16 protein-coding genes are annotated in these 14,821 nt (G+C 65.3%); 8 read left to right on the top strand and 8 right to left on the bottom strand.

The annotated features are described in order from the left end of the window. Nucleotides 1-4: 4 nt before the first annotated feature. Entirely contained in the window at nucleotides 5-340 is a 336-nt protein-coding gene (locus O0881_RS13175) for a DUF6616 family protein (protein WP_289911649.1), read from the top strand. Nucleotides 341-402: 62 nt separating this feature from the next. After that, a complete protein-coding gene (locus tag O0881_RS13170; protein ID WP_289911648.1) occupies nucleotides 403-993 on the top strand; it encodes a DUF1287 domain-containing protein in 591 nt (196 codons plus the stop codon). Here O0881_RS13170 and O0881_RS13165 read toward each other — a convergent pair. Continuing rightward, nucleotides 962-2,434, bottom strand: a complete 1,473-nt coding sequence (locus O0881_RS13165; protein ID WP_099664577.1) for a PLP-dependent aminotransferase family protein — start codon at nucleotides 2,432-2,434, stop codon at nucleotides 962-964. The genes O0881_RS13170 and O0881_RS13165 overlap by 32 nt on opposite strands. 104 nt (nucleotides 2,435-2,538) lie before the next feature. On the opposite strand from O0881_RS13165, the gene O0881_RS13160 reads away from it, so the two are divergent. Beyond that, entirely contained in the window at nucleotides 2,539-2,979 is a 441-nt protein-coding gene (locus O0881_RS13160) for a carboxymuconolactone decarboxylase family protein (RefSeq protein ID WP_035817618.1), read from the top strand. Between the two features lie 80 nt (nucleotides 2,980-3,059). Then, nucleotides 3,060-3,356: a hypothetical protein gene (locus tag O0881_RS13155; RefSeq protein ID WP_289911646.1), complete on the top strand. Its 297-nt coding sequence runs from the start codon at nucleotides 3,060-3,062 to the stop codon at nucleotides 3,354-3,356. Between the two features lie 102 nt (nucleotides 3,357-3,458). Here O0881_RS13155 and O0881_RS13150 read toward each other — a convergent pair whose 3' ends face one another. Further along, nucleotides 3,459-4,646, bottom strand: a complete 1,188-nt coding sequence (locus O0881_RS13150; RefSeq protein WP_289911645.1) for a multidrug effflux MFS transporter — start codon at nucleotides 4,644-4,646, stop codon at nucleotides 3,459-3,461. 189 nt (nucleotides 4,647-4,835) lie between these two features. Here O0881_RS13150 and epsC point away from each other — a divergent pair, with 189 nt between their 5' ends. Beyond that, entirely contained in the window at nucleotides 4,836-5,774 is a 939-nt protein-coding gene (gene epsC / locus O0881_RS13145) for a serine O-acetyltransferase EpsC (protein WP_289911643.1), read from the top strand. Nucleotides 5,775-5,874: 100 nt separating this feature from the next. Here epsC and O0881_RS13140 read toward each other — a convergent pair whose 3' ends face one another. From O0881_RS13140 to O0881_RS13115, 6 genes are all read right to left on the bottom strand, one after another. Beyond that, nucleotides 5,875-6,354, bottom strand: a complete 480-nt coding sequence (locus O0881_RS13140) for an META domain-containing protein (RefSeq protein ID WP_289911642.1) — start codon at nucleotides 6,352-6,354, stop codon at nucleotides 5,875-5,877. 85 nt (nucleotides 6,355-6,439) lie between these two features. Beyond that, nucleotides 6,440-7,345, bottom strand: a complete 906-nt coding sequence (gene bla / locus O0881_RS13135) for a subclass B3 metallo-beta-lactamase (protein WP_289905560.1) — start codon at nucleotides 7,343-7,345, stop codon at nucleotides 6,440-6,442. Between the two features lie 64 nt (nucleotides 7,346-7,409). Next, nucleotides 7,410-8,219 carry a hypothetical protein gene (locus tag O0881_RS13130; RefSeq protein ID WP_289911640.1) on the bottom strand — a complete coding sequence of 270 codons (810 nt, stop codon included), beginning with the start codon at nucleotides 8,217-8,219 and terminating at the stop codon, nucleotides 7,410-7,412. A gap of 51 nt (nucleotides 8,220-8,270) precedes the next feature. After that, the gene (locus O0881_RS13125; protein WP_289911637.1) at nucleotides 8,271-9,662 is read right to left on the bottom strand and encodes an LLM class flavin-dependent oxidoreductase; all 1,392 of its coding nucleotides are present in this window, start codon (nucleotides 9,660-9,662) and stop codon (nucleotides 8,271-8,273) included. Nucleotides 9,663-9,665: 3 nt separating this feature from the next. Continuing rightward, on the bottom strand, nucleotides 9,666-10,493 hold the full coding sequence (locus O0881_RS13120; protein WP_289911636.1) for a MetQ/NlpA family ABC transporter substrate-binding protein: 828 nt from the start codon (nucleotides 10,491-10,493) through the stop codon (nucleotides 9,666-9,668). 21 nt (nucleotides 10,494-10,514) lie between these two features. After that, nucleotides 10,515-11,729, bottom strand: coding sequence for an acyl-CoA dehydrogenase family protein (locus O0881_RS13115; RefSeq protein WP_289911635.1), 1,215 nt, complete (start codon nucleotides 11,727-11,729; stop codon nucleotides 10,515-10,517). Between the two features lie 253 nt (nucleotides 11,730-11,982). On the opposite strand from O0881_RS13115, the gene ssuE reads away from it, so the two are divergent. From ssuE to ssuD, 3 genes are read left to right on the top strand one after another with little or no spacing between them, the layout of a single operon-like run. Further along, entirely contained in the window at nucleotides 11,983-12,603 is a 621-nt protein-coding gene (gene ssuE, locus O0881_RS13110) for an NADPH-dependent FMN reductase (RefSeq protein WP_289911633.1), read from the top strand. 24 nt (nucleotides 12,604-12,627) lie between these two features. Continuing rightward, nucleotides 12,628-13,644 carry a sulfonate ABC transporter substrate-binding protein gene (locus O0881_RS13105; protein ID WP_289911631.1) on the top strand — a complete coding sequence of 339 codons (1,017 nt, stop codon included), beginning with the start codon at nucleotides 12,628-12,630 and terminating at the stop codon, nucleotides 13,642-13,644. 16 nt (nucleotides 13,645-13,660) lie between these two features. Then, the gene (gene ssuD, locus O0881_RS13100) at nucleotides 13,661-14,821 is read left to right on the top strand and encodes an FMNH2-dependent alkanesulfonate monooxygenase (protein ID WP_289911630.1); all 1,161 of its coding nucleotides are present in this window, start codon (nucleotides 13,661-13,663) and stop codon (nucleotides 14,819-14,821) included.

Here is a 14,821-nt window from a genome sequence, read left to right as displayed (position 1 = left end):
AAACATGCATTACCTGTTAGAACTGTACAGCCCGAAACCCGCCTGGCTGGCCCTCGACGCCGCCGCGCGCCAGGCGTATTTCGGCACGGTGGGCGCCGGCATGGTGGCCTTGTCCGGCACGGGCGCGGAAGCGCTGGCCATGGGCGCCATCGATGGCGGCAAGCTGCATGGGGCGGCCCAGCAATTTTATGCCGTCTGGCGCTTCCCGGACGAGGCGGCACTGGACGCCTTGCTGGCCGGCATCGCCGCCACGGGCTGGCACGATTACTTCGACACCGTCAATGCGGCAGGACCGGCCGTGGATTTTCCTGCCCATCTGGCGCAACTGGCGGGCGTCTAGCCGTCCGCCGTTTTCCTTGCTGCTGCGGTAAAGTTGGCATTTCCATCCGACCATTGACGTTGATGCCAATCAAACTGCTCTCCATCCTGATGCTTGCCCTGGCGCCCATGCTGGCGTCGGCCATTCCTGCCACCCCGCAAGCCCTCGTCGCCGCCGCCCGCAAGCAGGTGGGCGTGACCCTGCAGTACGACCCGCGCTACGAACGGCTCGCCTATCCGGGCGGCGACGTGCCGATGGAACGGGGCGTGTGCACGGACGTAGTGGTGCGCGCCTACCGCCAGCTGGGGCAGGATTTGCAGGTGCTGGTGCACGAAGACATGCGCAAGGCGTGGCAGGTGTACCAGCAGCAGGGGCGCTGGCAGATGAAGGGGCCGGACCGCAATATCGACCACCGCCGCGTGCCGAACCTGGGCACCTACTTTGCCCGCCATGGCACCAGCTTGCCGCCAAGCAAGGAAGCGAACGCTTACCGCGCGGGCGACATCGTCACCTGGCGCCTGCCGCGCAACCTCACGCACATCGGCATCGTCAGCGACAAGCAGTCGTGGGGCGGCGTGCCGCTCATCATCCACAACATCGGCGAAGGCGCGCGCGAGGAAAATATTCTATTCAGCTATCCCATCACGGGACACTATCGTTGGCAACCGCGCTGAGGGGCAGGGGAGCGATTTCTTGCAGGATCGCCAGCACCTGGGCCAGCGCCGTGTCGATATCGAGCTTGTCGATGGCGCCATAACCGAGGAACAGGCCTGCGTGGCGTGCCTCGCCGTGATAAAAGCCCGATAACGCATACAGGCTGATGTCGGCCAGGCGCGCGCGGCGCAGCAATTCGGCGATGTCGAGCGGCGCCTGGGCCAGGGCCGCCACGTGGAAGCCGGCGCTGGCGGGCACCAGGCGGAACCACGGCGACAGCGGGCCGTTGAACCAGTGCTGCAGCCGTTCGCGCCGCCCCGCATAGATATCGTGGCAGCGGCGGATATGGCGCAGCAAATGGCCGTCGCCGATGAACTTGGCCAGCGCATGCTGGCCCAGGCTGGCCGTGTGGCAATCGCTCAGGTATTTCACCGTTTCCACGGCGGCCACGATAGCTTGCGGCAGCACAACATAGCCGAGCCGCAATTCTGGCAGCATGATCTTGGAAAAGCTGCCCACGTGCGCGACGACGCCGTAGCGGTCCATGCTTTGCAGGGAATCTTCGGGCCGGCCTTCGTAACGGAAGGCGCTGTCGTAGTCGTCCTCGATGATGATGGCGCCCAGCTGCTGCGCCCGTTCCAGCAAGGCATGGCGGCGCGCCATGCTCATCGGCATGCCCAGCGGAAATTGATGCGCGGGCGTGACATAGATCAGCCGCGTGCCGTCCGGGATTTGTCCGACGATGAGGCCATCCTCGTCCACGTCGATGCCCACCACGCGGGCGCCCTGGCTGGCGAACACGGCGCGCGCCACCGGGTAGCCGGGTTCTTCCACGGCAACCGTGTCGCCTGCTTCCAGCAAGGTCAGCGCCAGCAGGTGCAAGGCTTGCTGCGCGCCGCTGGTGACGAGCACTTGTTCCTCGGTGCAATGGATGCCGCGGCTGAAAGCGGCATGGCCGGCGATCGCCGCGCGCAAGGCCGGCAAGCCGGCGACAGGGCCATAGCGGCCGCGCGCCTGGCCACCCTGGCGCAGCGCGTGCAGCATGCAGGCGCGCCATTCATCCTGCGGGAAGTGCGCGGGCGTGGCGCGCCCGCCGATGAAGGCATAGCGCGCCGGCTCTTCCTGGCTGGCGCGGCGCAGGGGCGTGGGCGTCGCTTCCCAGCGGGCGATGCGCTGCGCGCTGGCCAGCGGCGTGCTGGCGTGGCGACGCTGCGGCGACGCGTGCGGCGTCTGCACGAAGCTGCCCACGCCCACTTTGCCGACCAGCAGCTTTTCATAACCGAGCTTGTCATACACGTCGGACACCGTCTTGCGCGACAGGCCCAGCTGGCTGGCCAGCAGGCGCGAGGGCGGCAATTGCTGTCCGTCCGTCAGCCGGCCCGAGCGGATGGCCTCGCTGAGCTGGCGGTACAGCTGGCCGCCCAGGTCGCGCGTGCCGTCGATCAGGATGTGTAATTCCATGGAGTATCTGCTGGTGGTCTGCTGTTTTTCGGGGGGATTGGCCTGCCGCGCGCTGTTCCTGGGCCACTACAATGGTGCATCCCTACTCCTTCAAGGAATGCATCATGACACAGCAACGACTCGATTTTACACAAGCTTCGCCGGACGCCGTCAAGGCCATGTACGCGCTGGAAGCGGCGATTGCCAGGCTGGGCGTGGAACACTCGCTGCTCGAGCTGATCCGCCTGCGCGCCTCGCAAATCAATGGCTGCGCCTTTTGCGTGGACATGCACACGAGCGACGCGCGCAAGGCGGGCGAAACGGAACGCCGCCTGTATGCCGTGTCCGTCTGGCGCGAAACGCCGTTCTTCACGCCGCGCGAGCGGGCCGTGCTGGCCTGGACGGAAGCGCTGACCCTGCTGCCGCAAAGCCAGGCGCCCGATGACGTGTATGCGGCGCTGGCGGAACAATTGACGCCGGCGGAAATGGTCAACGTGACCCTGGCCATCGGCTCCATCAATACCTGGAACCGCCTGGCCGTGGGTTTCCGCAAGATGCCCGAATAAATCCTGTGTTCGTTCGCGAACAGACGCCTGGCTGATCCCTGCGTAGTCTGGCAAGACAACTTGTCAGCGAGGGAACGGCCATGGAAGTCAATATCAGCGAAGCAATTGAAAAGACACCGGAACAGCTGGAAGAAGCGCGCCGCGAATTCATCGCGGAACTGTGGCGGCGCTTTGAAACCTTGCAGGAATGGGCCGTCAGCCACTGGCCCGACCAGGAACACCCGCTTAGTTCCGCCGACTTCGTCGAGGCGCGCAAGGAAATCTTGAGCTTGCGTTCGCCGGCCGGTTCCCTGAACCAGCCAACTACGCGCGATGCGGCTGAGCCGGAGCAGGGCGGGGTGCAGTATATTGACGTGACGCCCGCGCCCTGGCCTTGATTAAATGCCGGGGTCAGACCCGCCGGGGGATAGCACCCCAATGGGGCGCTATCCGATCGCGAGCGACTGACCCCAGTTTTTACCGGGTTGGTATGCGTGACTTTACTTCGCTGCGACTTCCGCCGAACCGCCCTGCGCAAACACCCAGCACAGCAAACTCACCAGCAATCCCGCCATCACGCCATACGCCAGATTCAGGGCGCTGTCGAACAGCAGCGGCGCCACCAGGCCCGACACCAGCGCGAACAGCAGCATCTGGATGAACGATTGCATCGACGATGCCAGGCCGCTGTTGTTGGGGAAGTGGTTCAGGGCCATCAGGGTCATCGGCGGCATGGCGATCGACAGGGCGAACGAGTAGAAGAACAATGGCAGCACGGCCCACGGCACTTCGGCGGCAAAGAAGTAGTTGTAGCCGATGTTGACCAGCGCGGCGATGAGCATCAGGATGAAGCCGGTCCAGATCATCTGGCGCTGGCTGTAGCGGTGGGCGATCTTCGCCGACAGGGCCGAACCGAACACCATGCCGCTAATTAAGGGAATGAACAGCCAGGCGAACGCCGTTTCCGGCAGGTGCAGGATGTTGATGATGAAGTAGGCGGCCGAACCGATGTACAGGGCGAAGCCGCCAAAGGCGGCGCCGATGGCCGTCGACAGCAGCAGGAACTGGCGGTGGCACAGCACTTTCCAGTAATTGACGGCGATGTCGCCCAGGTGGAAGGCGTGGCGCTGTTCCTTCGGCAAGCTTTCCGGCAGCGCGCGCCAGACGACGACGAACATCAGCACGCCAAAGGCCGTCAGGAACCAGAAGATCCAGCGCCAGCCCAGGCCCACCTGCAGCCAGCCGCCCAGCACGGGGGCGATGGCCGGCGCCAGCGCGAACACCATCATGATGTGCGAGAGGATTTTCTGCGCGGCGGCACCCGAGTAGCAGTCTTGCACGATGGCGCGGCCGATGACGGAGCCGGCGCCCGCCGACAGGCCCTGCAGCACGCGCCAGGCCAGCAGCCAGCCCAGCGACGGCGCCAGCGCGGCGCCCACGGAAGCGATCACATACAGCACCAGCGAGACGAGAATGACGGGACGGCGGCCGAACGAGTCGGACAGGGTGCCGTAAAACAGCATCATGAAGGCGAACGTGAACAGGAAAAAGCTCAGGGTTTGCTGCACCAGCAGGGGGCTGGCATTGAAATCATGCGCGATGGCGGGGAAAGACGGCAGATAGGTGTCAATTGCAAGCGGTCCGACCATCGCCAGGCCCGCCAAAATCCATGTTAATAATTTAGTCATGTTGAAGAGTGTTTTTGTTAGTCCGTCATTTTACGCTAGTGACCGGAATCAGGTTTGGCGCCGGCCTTTTTGCCATCCATATGCGTTTTTCGCATATGGAATCTTGAAATTCTTCGTTTGCATCGCTTGTCACCACCGCTAAGCTGGGGCGACCCGGCCTGTTTACCATTTTTCTGGAAGTGATACGCCATGCACAGCATTTATCCCGCGGCGCCCGCCGACGACACGGCCCAGTGGAACCTGGGGCCCGTGATTCAGGCCTTGCGCAGCTCGCGCGAAGACAAGCACAAGATCCGCCATAACGGCAGGGTGCGCGAACTGCCGTCGCGCGAAGCCCTTACCACCATCGTCAACGGCCTGTCGGCAGCCTTGTTTCCCACGCATTACGGGCGGCCCAACCTGACGGACGAAAGCATCGATTATTTTGTCGGCGACACCCTCAACACCACCCTGAACCGCCTCAGCGAGCAGGTGCGGCGCGGCTTGCTCTTTTCCGTGCCGGCTGACGATGAAGGCGAGGGCGCGGGCGACGATGCGGCCCTGGCGCAGCAGGCGCGCGACATCACGCGCGCCTTTGCCGCCAGCCTACCCGATATCCGCGCGCTGCTGGTGTCGGACGTGCAGGCCGCCTACGCGGGCGACCCGGCCGCCACCTCGGTGGCCGAGATCATGCTGTGCTATCCGGGCACCATCGCCATCCTGTACCACCGCCTCGCGCACCGGCTGCACGCCCTCGGTGCGCCATTCCTGGCGCGCCTGATCGCCGACATCGCGCACACCCTGACGGGCATCGACATCCACCCGGGCGCGCACATCGGCGCCTCCTTCTTCATCGACCACGGCACGGGCGTGGTGATCGGCGAGACGGCCATCATCGGCCAGCGCGTGCGCCTGTACCAGGCCGTCACCCTGGGCGCCAAGCGTTTTCCCGCCGATGCCAGCGGTGCGCTGATCAAGGGCACGCCGCGCCACCCCATCGTCGAAGACGACGTGGTGATTTATGCGGGCGCAACCGTGCTGGGGCGCATCACCATCGGCGCGGGATCGACCATCGGGGGGAATGTGTGGCTGACGCAGAGCGTGCCGCCAGAAAGCAATGTATCGCAGGCGCAGATGCGCAACGATTGAAGCGTGGCCGAGAAAACGTCCATGGCGGCGCTGCGCCTTGCCCTGAACGTTTTTCGGGCACTCTTCGCGCCAGGAGATGGTTCCTGGCTTTGTGATGACCTTACTTTACCGTCAGCGCTTCATAGCGCGCCACGGGCACGCCATCCTTCAGCAACAGCAATTCCTGGTCGGCGTAGCGGTAACCATTGACTTCGCCCAGGGTGGTCAGCAGCAGGCGTTCCAGCTCCATGTCCTGCGGCTGGCACATCATCATGGTGCCGGCCAGCTGTCCAAAGTTCAGGGTGCTGACGCCATCGCTGGTGTAGCCGCCCATCATCTGGTTGCAGCCGCTGTTGCCGCTGGCGCGGCCTTCAGCCAGCAGCAGGGTCACTTCGCGCTGCTCGGGCGTCTTGCGCACCACTTGCTTGCCCTTCAATTCCTTCAGCTTCCACTGCGTGCCCGTCAGCTTGGGCGCCGGCTTGGCGGGCGAGGTGGCGCCTGGCGCGGCGGCGGCAGCGTCGCTGCGCACCGGCGTTTGCGCGCAGCCGGCGGTGATGGCGACGATGGCGGCGAGGGGAATCAGGCTGGCGAGTTTGAACATGGCGGTTCCTTCTTTAAATGAATGGCGCCAGCGTAGCAGATCGGCGCTGCGCCAGCGTGCACGGTTGACAAGCTTATTGGCAAGTTCACTGCTGCTTTTCCTGTTCCAGCCGGGAGTCGAGCACGGTGCGCGCCGCCGCCACATAGGCGCGGCAGGCTTGCGGGTCGACAAAGGCGTCGCTGCCGGCCGTGGCGCTCGCCTCCAGCCGCTCCCACAACTGTGCAGCCTCCGGATGCGCGGAAATGAGCACGTCGCAGGGCAGTTTTTCCAGGGTCTCGAAGCTGCGGCGCAAGTCCGCCACCGCGTTCGGATACTCGCTGCTGGCGCTGAACTTGAAGCCGGGACGCGAGACGGCGTTGAGGCTGTCCGCATACACCATGTTCAGGCAGCGGGGGCCGTCGCACGATTGCCACGTCCAGCTCAAGCCTCCGGGCGTGTGGCCCGGCGTGGCGTGCGCCGTCAGGTTGACGGGGCCGACATTGAACTGGCCGCCGTCGCGCGCCAGGCGCATGTCCTTGACGGGCGGGTACTTGGGCAGCGCGTGGTATTGCGGGTCGTCCGGCCCCACTTCGCCCGACGCCAGGTCCAGCGCCGCCGACGGGCTGGCGGCCACCAGCGCATTGCTGCGCCGCTGCAGTTCGGCCAGGCCGCCCGCATGGTCGATATGGCCGTGCGAATTGAGGATCAGCTTGACGTCCTCGATGCGGAAACCCAGCGTGCCGATATTGGCGATGATCTTGGGCGCCGATTCCGGCAAGCCGCCGTCGATCAGCACGTGGCCCTGCGGCGACGTCACGAGCACGGAACTGAGGCCTTTGACGCCCACATAATAGGTATTGCCGAAGATGCGGAACGGCGCCTGGTCCGCATTCCAGGTGGCGCAGACGTCGCAGCCAGGCGTCGGCGGCGTGACTGGCGCCTGCGCCAATGCCAGGGAGCCATGGCCTGCCAGCAGCGCCAGTGCCAGCGCGCGCGTAAGAGTGGGGGGCATTGCAATCCTTATCCGTGGTGCCAGGGTGGCATATGCTGACATGGAACGGGGCGCGACGCAAACGCTAAGGGGCGGCGGACGGCGTACCGGCGGCATCCTGCTGGTAGATCAGTTCGATCAGGGTATCGTCCGCATAGCGGGTGTCGCCGATGGGCGACAGGAAGGAGCGGCCTTCCTTTTCCACCTTCAGGGCGATGCGGCGCTCGCCATCGAGCAGGGTGGCGCTGGCGAGAGGCACATCGCTGCGGGTGCCCAACTTGAGCTGCTCGGCGGAGCACCAGTCGGTGGTGCGCAGCAGGGTGCCGACCAGGGTGCGTATCCAGAACGGTATCTCTTTCTTGGCGATGGCAATCGTCACCTGGCATTGCAGGCGCAGGTCGCCCAGGCGACGCATGCCGGCCGGCACGCCGTCGCTGTGAATGGACGGCTGCCAGCGGTAATTGCCCTTTTTTTTGTTGGTGACCAGGTCCGCATCCTCGCTGTCCGCTTGCGCGCTGCGCGGCAGCGTGAAACTGCCGTCGGCGGCCAGGGGCAGCGCAATCGACGTTTCGTTTCCGGCGATGCGCAAGGCCAGGTCCTGCATGGCGTCCGCCGGCGCGCGGCTGCCCGTGACCAGTTTGAAGCGCACTTCGCGCGCCCCGGGCGCCAGCGCATGGTATTCATCGAAGGCATCGAGGCCGGCCGCCATCACGCGGTACGATTTCAGTTCTGGATTGCGGATGCTGTTGATGTGGATCGATTGGCCGGTTTCCGCCGGCGCTTCCACTGGCACGTCCGCTTGCGCTGCCGCGTGGCAGGCGGCCAGGATGGCGAAGAGCAAAGTCGAAGAGAGCTTGCCGCGAAAAGAAAGGAGGTCCACGTCGTCGCTTGTCATGTTTTTAACATGACAAGCTAACATGATAGTCAACGCTTGTCACTGGCGCCGTCAGGCCACCGCCAGCGCCACCCCTTCTGGCGCGATGCTGACCTGACGGCCCGCGTGATCGGCGGGCAGGCGCGGGCCCTGGCCGAAGACCTTGTGGCGCAAGCTGCCTTCCTCGTAATGGGTACGGTAGCGGCCGCGCCGCTGCAGTTCCGGCACGATGTATTGCACCACGTCGGCCATGCTGTCGTGGGCGACGGCGAAGGCCAGATTGAAACCGTCGATGCCCGTTTCATCGAGCCAGCTTTCCAGCTGGTCGGCCACCTGGCGCGCGTCGCCGACGATGACTGGGCCGCGTCCGCCCAGGCCGATGTATTCGGCCGCTTCGCGCACCGTCCAGCGGCGGTCCGGGTCGGCCTGGCTGAACGAAGCCAGCGCCGAGCGGCCGGCCGGAGAATCGATGTACTCGATGGTGGCGTCAAGCGGGTAGCGGCTGAAATCGACGCCCGTCCAGCCGGACAGCAGCACGAGGGCCGCCTCGATATTCACGTGGCGCAGGTAATCGGCATGCTTGGCGCGCGCTTCTTCTTCCGTGGCGCCCGTGATGACCAGCGCCTGCGCGTAGATCAGCAATGCGTCGCCATCGCGTCCGCTTTGCCGCACGGCGGCGCGCAAGTCGTCGGCGTAGCGCTTCACCACCGTCTTGCTTGGGCCACTGACGAAGGTCGCCTCCGCATGGCGCGCCGCGAAGCGCGTGCCGCGCGGCGAGGTGCCCGCTTGGTACAGCAGCGGCGTGCGCTGCGGCGACGGCTCGCACAAATGGATGCCGGGCACCTGGTAGTGGCGCCCGGCATGGTTGATCGGATGCACGCGGGCCGGATCGGCATAGATGCCGCGCGCCTTGTCGTTGACGACGGCGTCGTCATCCCAGCTTTTTTCCCACAGTTTGTAGACGACGTCCAGGTATTCATCGGCCAGGTCGTAGCGCTCGTCGTGGCCCAGCTGCTGGCTCAAGCCCAGGTTGCGCGCCGCGCTATCGAGATAGCCGGTGACGATATTCCAGCCGATGCGCCCTTTCGTCAGGTGATCGAGGGTGGAAATGCGGCGCGCGAACGTGTACGGGTGCTCGTAGGTGAGGGCGCAGGTGACGCCGAAACCCAGGTGCGTGGTGGCCTGCGCCATGATGGGCACGAGCGCCAGCGGGTCGTTCAGCGGCACCTGCACGCCGTGTTCCAGGGCCGCATCGAGGCTGCCCCGGTACACGTCATACACGCCCAGCACGTCGGCGAGGAAAACCGCGTCGAACAGGCCCGCTTCCAGCAGTTGCGCCAGTTCCGTCCAGTGTTCGGGATCGGTATAGCGGTGGCTGCGGTCGCGCGCATGCGTCCACAGCCCTGGCGACTGGTGGCCGACGGTATTCATCTGGAAGGCGTTGAAGCGTATCGACTTGGCCATGGCTTATTTGGCCGCCGTCTGCAAGGCTTGCTGGTAATCGGGTTTCGAGTAGCCGGCAAAGTGCTTGTTCGTGATGTCGAGGAATTCGCGCGAGCGGTAGGCGGCCGCCAGGTCTTTTGCGAACTGCTTGTCCTTGTCCGCCGTGCGGATGGCCACCAGGTTGATGTAGTTGGGCGAGATTTTCTCGGCCACCAGCGCATCCGTCAGTTTCAGCCCCGACGCCAGCGCGTAATTGCCGTTGATGAAGGAGTAATCGGTGTCGCCCAGCGAGCGTGGCAGCTGCGCCGCTTCCAGCGGCAGCAGCTTGATTTTCTTGGTGTTGACGGCGATATCCTTTTCCGACGCGCGCACGGGGTCGAAGCTGGCGCGCAGCTTGATCCACCCCAGCTGGTCGAGCAGCACCAGCGCGCGCGCCTGGTTGGTCGGATCGTTCGGCAAGCCCACCGTCGTGCCTTCCTTCACGTCGTCCAGGGTCTTGTGCTTCTTGCTGTAGATGGCAATCGGCGCCGTGGGGATCGTGATCAGGTCCGTCAGGGCCAGCTTGTGCTCCAGCGCGAATTTCTTCAGGTAGACGATGTGCTGGAAGACGTTGGCGTCCAGCGAACCCTCGGCCAGCGCGAAGTTCGGCTGGATGTAGTCGTTGAATTCCACCAGCTTGACCTTGTAGCCCTGCTTTTCCAGGATGGGCTTGATGCCCAGCTTGATCTGGTCCGCGTACGGCCCGGCGCTGGTGCCGATGGTGATGTCCTTCGGGTCCTTGGCGTGGGCGAAGGTGGCCGTCAAGGCCAGGGTCAGGGCGCTGAGGAGGATGCTGCGGCGGGCGATGGTCATGGTGGCTCCTTGGTGGGTGAATCAGGAATACGCCGTCGGCTCGGGCACCGTGCCATTCAAGGCAAAGCGTCCCAGGTCGCGCAGCTTGTAGTCGATGGGGTCGTGCAGGGTGTGCACGCGCACGTTGCGCCAGTAGCGGTCGAAGCCGTATTGGGCCGAGGTGGAGCGGGCGCCCGTCAGTTCGAACATCTGGCTGCTGATCTCCAGTCCCGCCTGGTGCGCCAGGCACTTGGCTTCGGCCACAGCGACGGCCAGCAAGCCCCGTTCGCGCGCCGTCACCAGCGCGCCCTTGCGGAACACTTTTTCCAGTTCCTGCGCTGCCGCGTCGGCCAGCACCTGCGCGGGGCGCAGCAAGAGCCACAGCTGGCCATAGCGGTGCTGTACCAGAGGGTCTTCCGTTGCCTTGGCCACGCCCGAGGCAAACCAGGCTTTCGCCTGTTCGTCCGTGTAGCGGCGCGCCGCCTCGAACGCGCCTTCGGCGATACCAAGGTACAGGTTGGCCATGATCAGCTGGGCGATCTGCGAGCGCACGGTGGCTTGCGGCGTGGCGGCCTGCGCGGGCGCCTGCAGCACCAGTTCGCGCGGCAGGGCCACCGCCTGGAAATGCACATTGCCGCTGTCCGTCTGGCGCTGGCCGAAGGCATCCCAGTCCGCCTGCACGGTGACGCCATCCTGGCGCGTGGGCAGGGCGGCGATCAGCGCCGTCTGCGTGGGCGCGTGCCAGGCCGAGACGGTCAGCCAGTCCGAGCCCACGGAACCGGAAGAAAAGCTCTTGATGCCGTCGAGGGTGAAACCGTCGTCGCTGTCGGCCGCGGTGACCCGTTTGTCGAGGGGATTCAAGGCATTGCCCCAGAACAGGCGCTCGTCGACGGTCAAGGCGAGCAGGCGGCGCTGCTGCTGCGCGCTGCCATATAGCTGCAGGCCGGCCAGCTGCAGATGGTGGAAGCCGAAGACATGCGCCAGCGCGCTGTCGGCCCGCGCCAGGATGCGGATCACCTGGTACACGAGGGGCCAGGACGCGCCCTGACCGCCGAATTCCACGGGGATCGACAAAGTCAGCAGATCCGACTCGCGCAGCCATTCGCGTTCCTGCGCCGCGTGCCCGCCGGCCTGGTCGCGGGCATTGGCCGTTTCGGCCAGGCGCGCGGCCAGCTTTGTTGCGATGCGGATGGCGTCCTGCAGGGGTTCCGGCACAGGCGGCTGGGGACGGGCGGCATGGAGAAAAACGCTAGACATGGGTGACATTCCAGAAAGACGATGACGCCGATATTGCACCGCCAGGCGTGCGCCGTACACGAAGAAAACCGCGCATGGATATGCGAAAAAAGCCGCGCGCGAGCCGGCGTCTTCGCTTGCGGGGCGTCAGGCCCGGATAGTCGAAAAACGCATATCGAAGCGCGAAAGCATTCGTTTTGCCGGACTGCTGATGGCGATAGGCTGCAAGCATCCGAGCAACTCCAATCCGACAACCTACAGGGACGGGCATCATATGAGCATCTTGTTATTGGGCGGTAGCCCGCAACTCCCCTCGAGTTCCAGCCGCCTGCTGCTGCATATCGGCGAACAGCTGGCGCTGCAGGGCCACAGCTACGCCAAGCTGCATGTGCGCGACCTGCCGGCGCGCGCCTTGCTGCTGGCCGACTACGACGATGCGGCGATTGCCCGCGCCGTGCGCGCCGTGGCCGACGCCGACGCCATCGTGATCGCCACGCCCATCTACAAGGCGTCGTATACAGGGTTGCTGAAAGCCTTCCTCGACCTGCTGCCGCAAGATGGCCTGGCCGGCAAGCTGGTGCTGCCGCTGGCCACGGGCGGCGGCCATGCCCACACCCTGGCGCTCGACTACGCGCTGCGCCCCGTGCTGCATGCGCTGGGCGCCAAGCAGGTCTTCACCAGCATCTACGCGAATGCGCAGCAACTGGCGTGGCACGAAGAACGGGGCCTGAGCCTGGATGCGCCGATTGCAGAGCGCGTGCAGGCGGGCATCGAGGAACTCTCCACCGGCCTGTTCGTGCTGCAGGGACAGCGCCCGCCCGCGCCCGCCGATATTTCTGTACCCGTGCGTTCGCTGCAAGACCGGCCTTACGCGCCCCAGTATCAAGCTGCCTGATTATTCACCGACCAAGGAACTGCCATGACACACCGCCACGCACAACGACTCTCGCGCCGTACCACCCTGGGCTTGCTGTTTTCTGCCGTCGCCGGCGTGATGGCGGCCGGAATGCCGGCCGCGGCGCAGGCGCAAGCCAAGGGAGAAGTGCAAGCCAAGGGGGAAGTGCGCATCGGTTACCAGAAATACGGCACATTGACCCTGCTCAAGGGGCGCGGCACCCTGGAGAAACGCCTGGCCGAGCAGGGCGTGGGCGTGAAGTGGACGGAGTTCCCGGCCGGTCCCGTGCTGCTGGAAGGCTTGAACGTGGGCAGCATCGACTTCGGTACGGTGGGCGAGGCGCCGCCGATCTTTGCCCAGGCGGCCGGCGCCAACCTGGTGTATGTCGGCAATGAGCCGGCGTCGCCCGCCAGCGAAGCCATCGTCGTGCCCAAGGGCTCCGGCCTGCGCACCCTGGCTGACTTGAAGGGCAAGAAAATCGCCCTGAACAAGGGCTCGAACGTGCATTACCTGTTATTGAAGGCGCTGGAAAAGGCCGGCGTCGCCTACGCCGACATCCAGCCCGTATTCCTGCCGCCGGCCGATGCGCGCGCCGCCTTCGAGCGGGGCAGCGTGGATGCCTGGGCCATCTGGGATCCGTTCCTGGCGGCCGCCGAAAAGCAGCTGGGCGCCCGCGTGCTGGCCGATGGAAAGGGCCTGGTGGCGAACTACCAGTTCTATCTCGCTTCGCGCACGTATGCCGAGAAAAACCCGGAAATCCTGCGCATCGTGCTCGATGAAGTGGCCAAGGTCGATGACTGGGGTCGCAACAACCCGGAAGAAGTGGCGACGATTCTGTCGGCGCAGACGGGGCTGGGCAAGGATGTCGTGGCGCTGGCCGCCTCGCGCTATGCGTATGGCGTCAAACCCGTGTCGGTCGACGTCATCGCGTCGCAGCAAAGGGTGGCCGACGCGTTTTCCAGCCTGAAGCTGATCCCGAAACCGATCGTCGTCAAGGACGCGCTGCTGCCGGCGCGCCAGCTGGCCACCAGCACCAAATAATCAAGGAATACACACCATGTCATTGAATGTCTTCTGGTTCATCCCTACCCACGGCGACAGCCGCTACCTGGGCACGTCGCAGGGCGCGCGTCCCGTCGATGCCGATTATCTGCGCCAGGTGGCCGTAGCCGCCGACACGCTCGGCTACGACGGCGTGCTGCTGCCCACGGGCCGCTCCTGCGAAGATGCCTGGGTGGTGGCGTCGTCGCTGATCAGCGTGACGCAAAAGCTCAAATTTTTAGTGGCCGTGCGGCCCGGCCTGTCCACGCCCGGCCTGGCCGTGCGCATGGCGTCCACCTTCGACCGCCTGTCGAACGGGCGCCTGCTGATCAACGTCGTCACGGGCGGCGACCAGGGCGAGCTGGAAGCGGACGGCCTGTTTGCCGACCACGCCAAACGCTATGAAATCTCCGATGAATTCATCAAGGTGTGGCGCGCCACCCTGGCGGGCGAGGGCGGCGCGGCCGGCTACGATTTCGAGGGCAAGCATATCCAGGTGAAGGGCGCGAAAACCCTGTATCCGCCCGTGCAGAAACCATATCCGCCGCTGTACTTCGGCGGCTCGTCGGAGCCCGCGCATGAACTGGCGGCAGAGCAGATGGACGTGTACCTGACGTGGGGCGAGCCGCCGGCCGCCGTGGCGGAAAAGATCGCGGACATCCGCGCGCGCGCCGCGAAAAAAGGCCGCACGGTGCGCTTCGGCATCCGCCTGCACGTGATCGTGCGCGAAACCAACGAGGCGGCCTGGCGCGCGGCCGATGAACTGATCAGCCACCTGGACGACGACATCATCGCCAAGGCGCAGGCGGCGTTCGGCAAGATGGATTCCGTGGGCCAGCAAAGGATGGCGGCCCTGCATGGCGGGCGGCGCGACAAGCTCGAAGTGTCGCCCAACCTGTGGGCCGGCGTGGGCCTGGTGCGCGGCGGCGCGGGTACGGCCCTGGTGGGCGATGGCCCGACGGTCGTGGCGCGCATGCAGGAATACGCGGACCTGGGCATCGACACCTTCATTTTCTCCGGCTATCCGCATCTGGAAGAATCGTACCGCTTCGCCGAACTGGTGTTCCCGTTGCTGGGCAAGGGCAAGGCCGTGGGTGAGCAGTCACTGACGGGGCCCTTCGGCGAAGTCATGGCCGGCAATATTGTGCCGGCCGCGCCGCAGAAAAAGGCGGCCTGA

The organism is Janthinobacterium sp. SUN100 (assembly GCF_030397705.1).
Taxonomy (GTDB): Bacteria; Pseudomonadota; Gammaproteobacteria; order Burkholderiales; family Burkholderiaceae_D; genus Janthinobacterium; species Janthinobacterium kumbetense.
Note: the sequence above shows the minus strand (reverse complement) of the source record. Positions and strands in the feature narration are given on the sequence as shown.

What these genes read in the sequence shown, in the direction of transcription:
- O0881_RS13175 (WP_289911649.1), top strand. Translation starts at nt 5, where the DNA reads ATGCATTACCTGTTAGAACTGTACAGCCCGAAACCCGCCTGGCTGGCC.
- O0881_RS13170 (WP_289911648.1), top strand. Translation starts at nt 403, where the DNA reads ATGCCAATCAAACTGCTCTCCATCCTGATGCTTGCCCTGGCGCCCATG.
- O0881_RS13165 (WP_099664577.1), bottom strand. Translation starts at nt 2,434, where the DNA reads ATGGAATTACACATCCTGATCGACGGCACGCGCGACCTGGGCGGCCAG.
- O0881_RS13160 (WP_035817618.1), top strand. Translation starts at nt 2,539, where the DNA reads ATGACACAGCAACGACTCGATTTTACACAAGCTTCGCCGGACGCCGTC.
- O0881_RS13155 (WP_289911646.1), top strand. Translation starts at nt 3,060, where the DNA reads ATGGAAGTCAATATCAGCGAAGCAATTGAAAAGACACCGGAACAGCTG.
- O0881_RS13150 (WP_289911645.1), bottom strand. Translation starts at nt 4,646, where the DNA reads ATGACTAAATTATTAACATGGATTTTGGCGGGCCTGGCGATGGTCGGA.
- epsC (WP_289911643.1), top strand. Translation starts at nt 4,836, where the DNA reads ATGCACAGCATTTATCCCGCGGCGCCCGCCGACGACACGGCCCAGTGG.
- O0881_RS13140 (WP_289911642.1), bottom strand. Translation starts at nt 6,354, where the DNA reads ATGTTCAAACTCGCCAGCCTGATTCCCCTCGCCGCCATCGTCGCCATC.
- bla (WP_289905560.1), bottom strand. Translation starts at nt 7,345, where the DNA reads ATGCCCCCCACTCTTACGCGCGCGCTGGCACTGGCGCTGCTGGCAGGC.
- O0881_RS13130 (WP_289911640.1), bottom strand. Translation starts at nt 8,219, where the DNA reads ATGACAAGCGACGACGTGGACCTCCTTTCTTTTCGCGGCAAGCTCTCT.
- O0881_RS13125 (WP_289911637.1), bottom strand. Translation starts at nt 9,662, where the DNA reads ATGGCCAAGTCGATACGCTTCAACGCCTTCCAGATGAATACCGTCGGC.
- O0881_RS13120 (WP_289911636.1), bottom strand. Translation starts at nt 10,493, where the DNA reads ATGACCATCGCCCGCCGCAGCATCCTCCTCAGCGCCCTGACCCTGGCC.
- O0881_RS13115 (WP_289911635.1), bottom strand. Translation starts at nt 11,729, where the DNA reads ATGTCTAGCGTTTTTCTCCATGCCGCCCGTCCCCAGCCGCCTGTGCCG.
- ssuE (WP_289911633.1), top strand. Translation starts at nt 11,983, where the DNA reads ATGAGCATCTTGTTATTGGGCGGTAGCCCGCAACTCCCCTCGAGTTCC.
- O0881_RS13105 (WP_289911631.1), top strand. Translation starts at nt 12,628, where the DNA reads ATGACACACCGCCACGCACAACGACTCTCGCGCCGTACCACCCTGGGC.
- ssuD (WP_289911630.1), top strand. Translation starts at nt 13,661, where the DNA reads ATGTCATTGAATGTCTTCTGGTTCATCCCTACCCACGGCGACAGCCGC.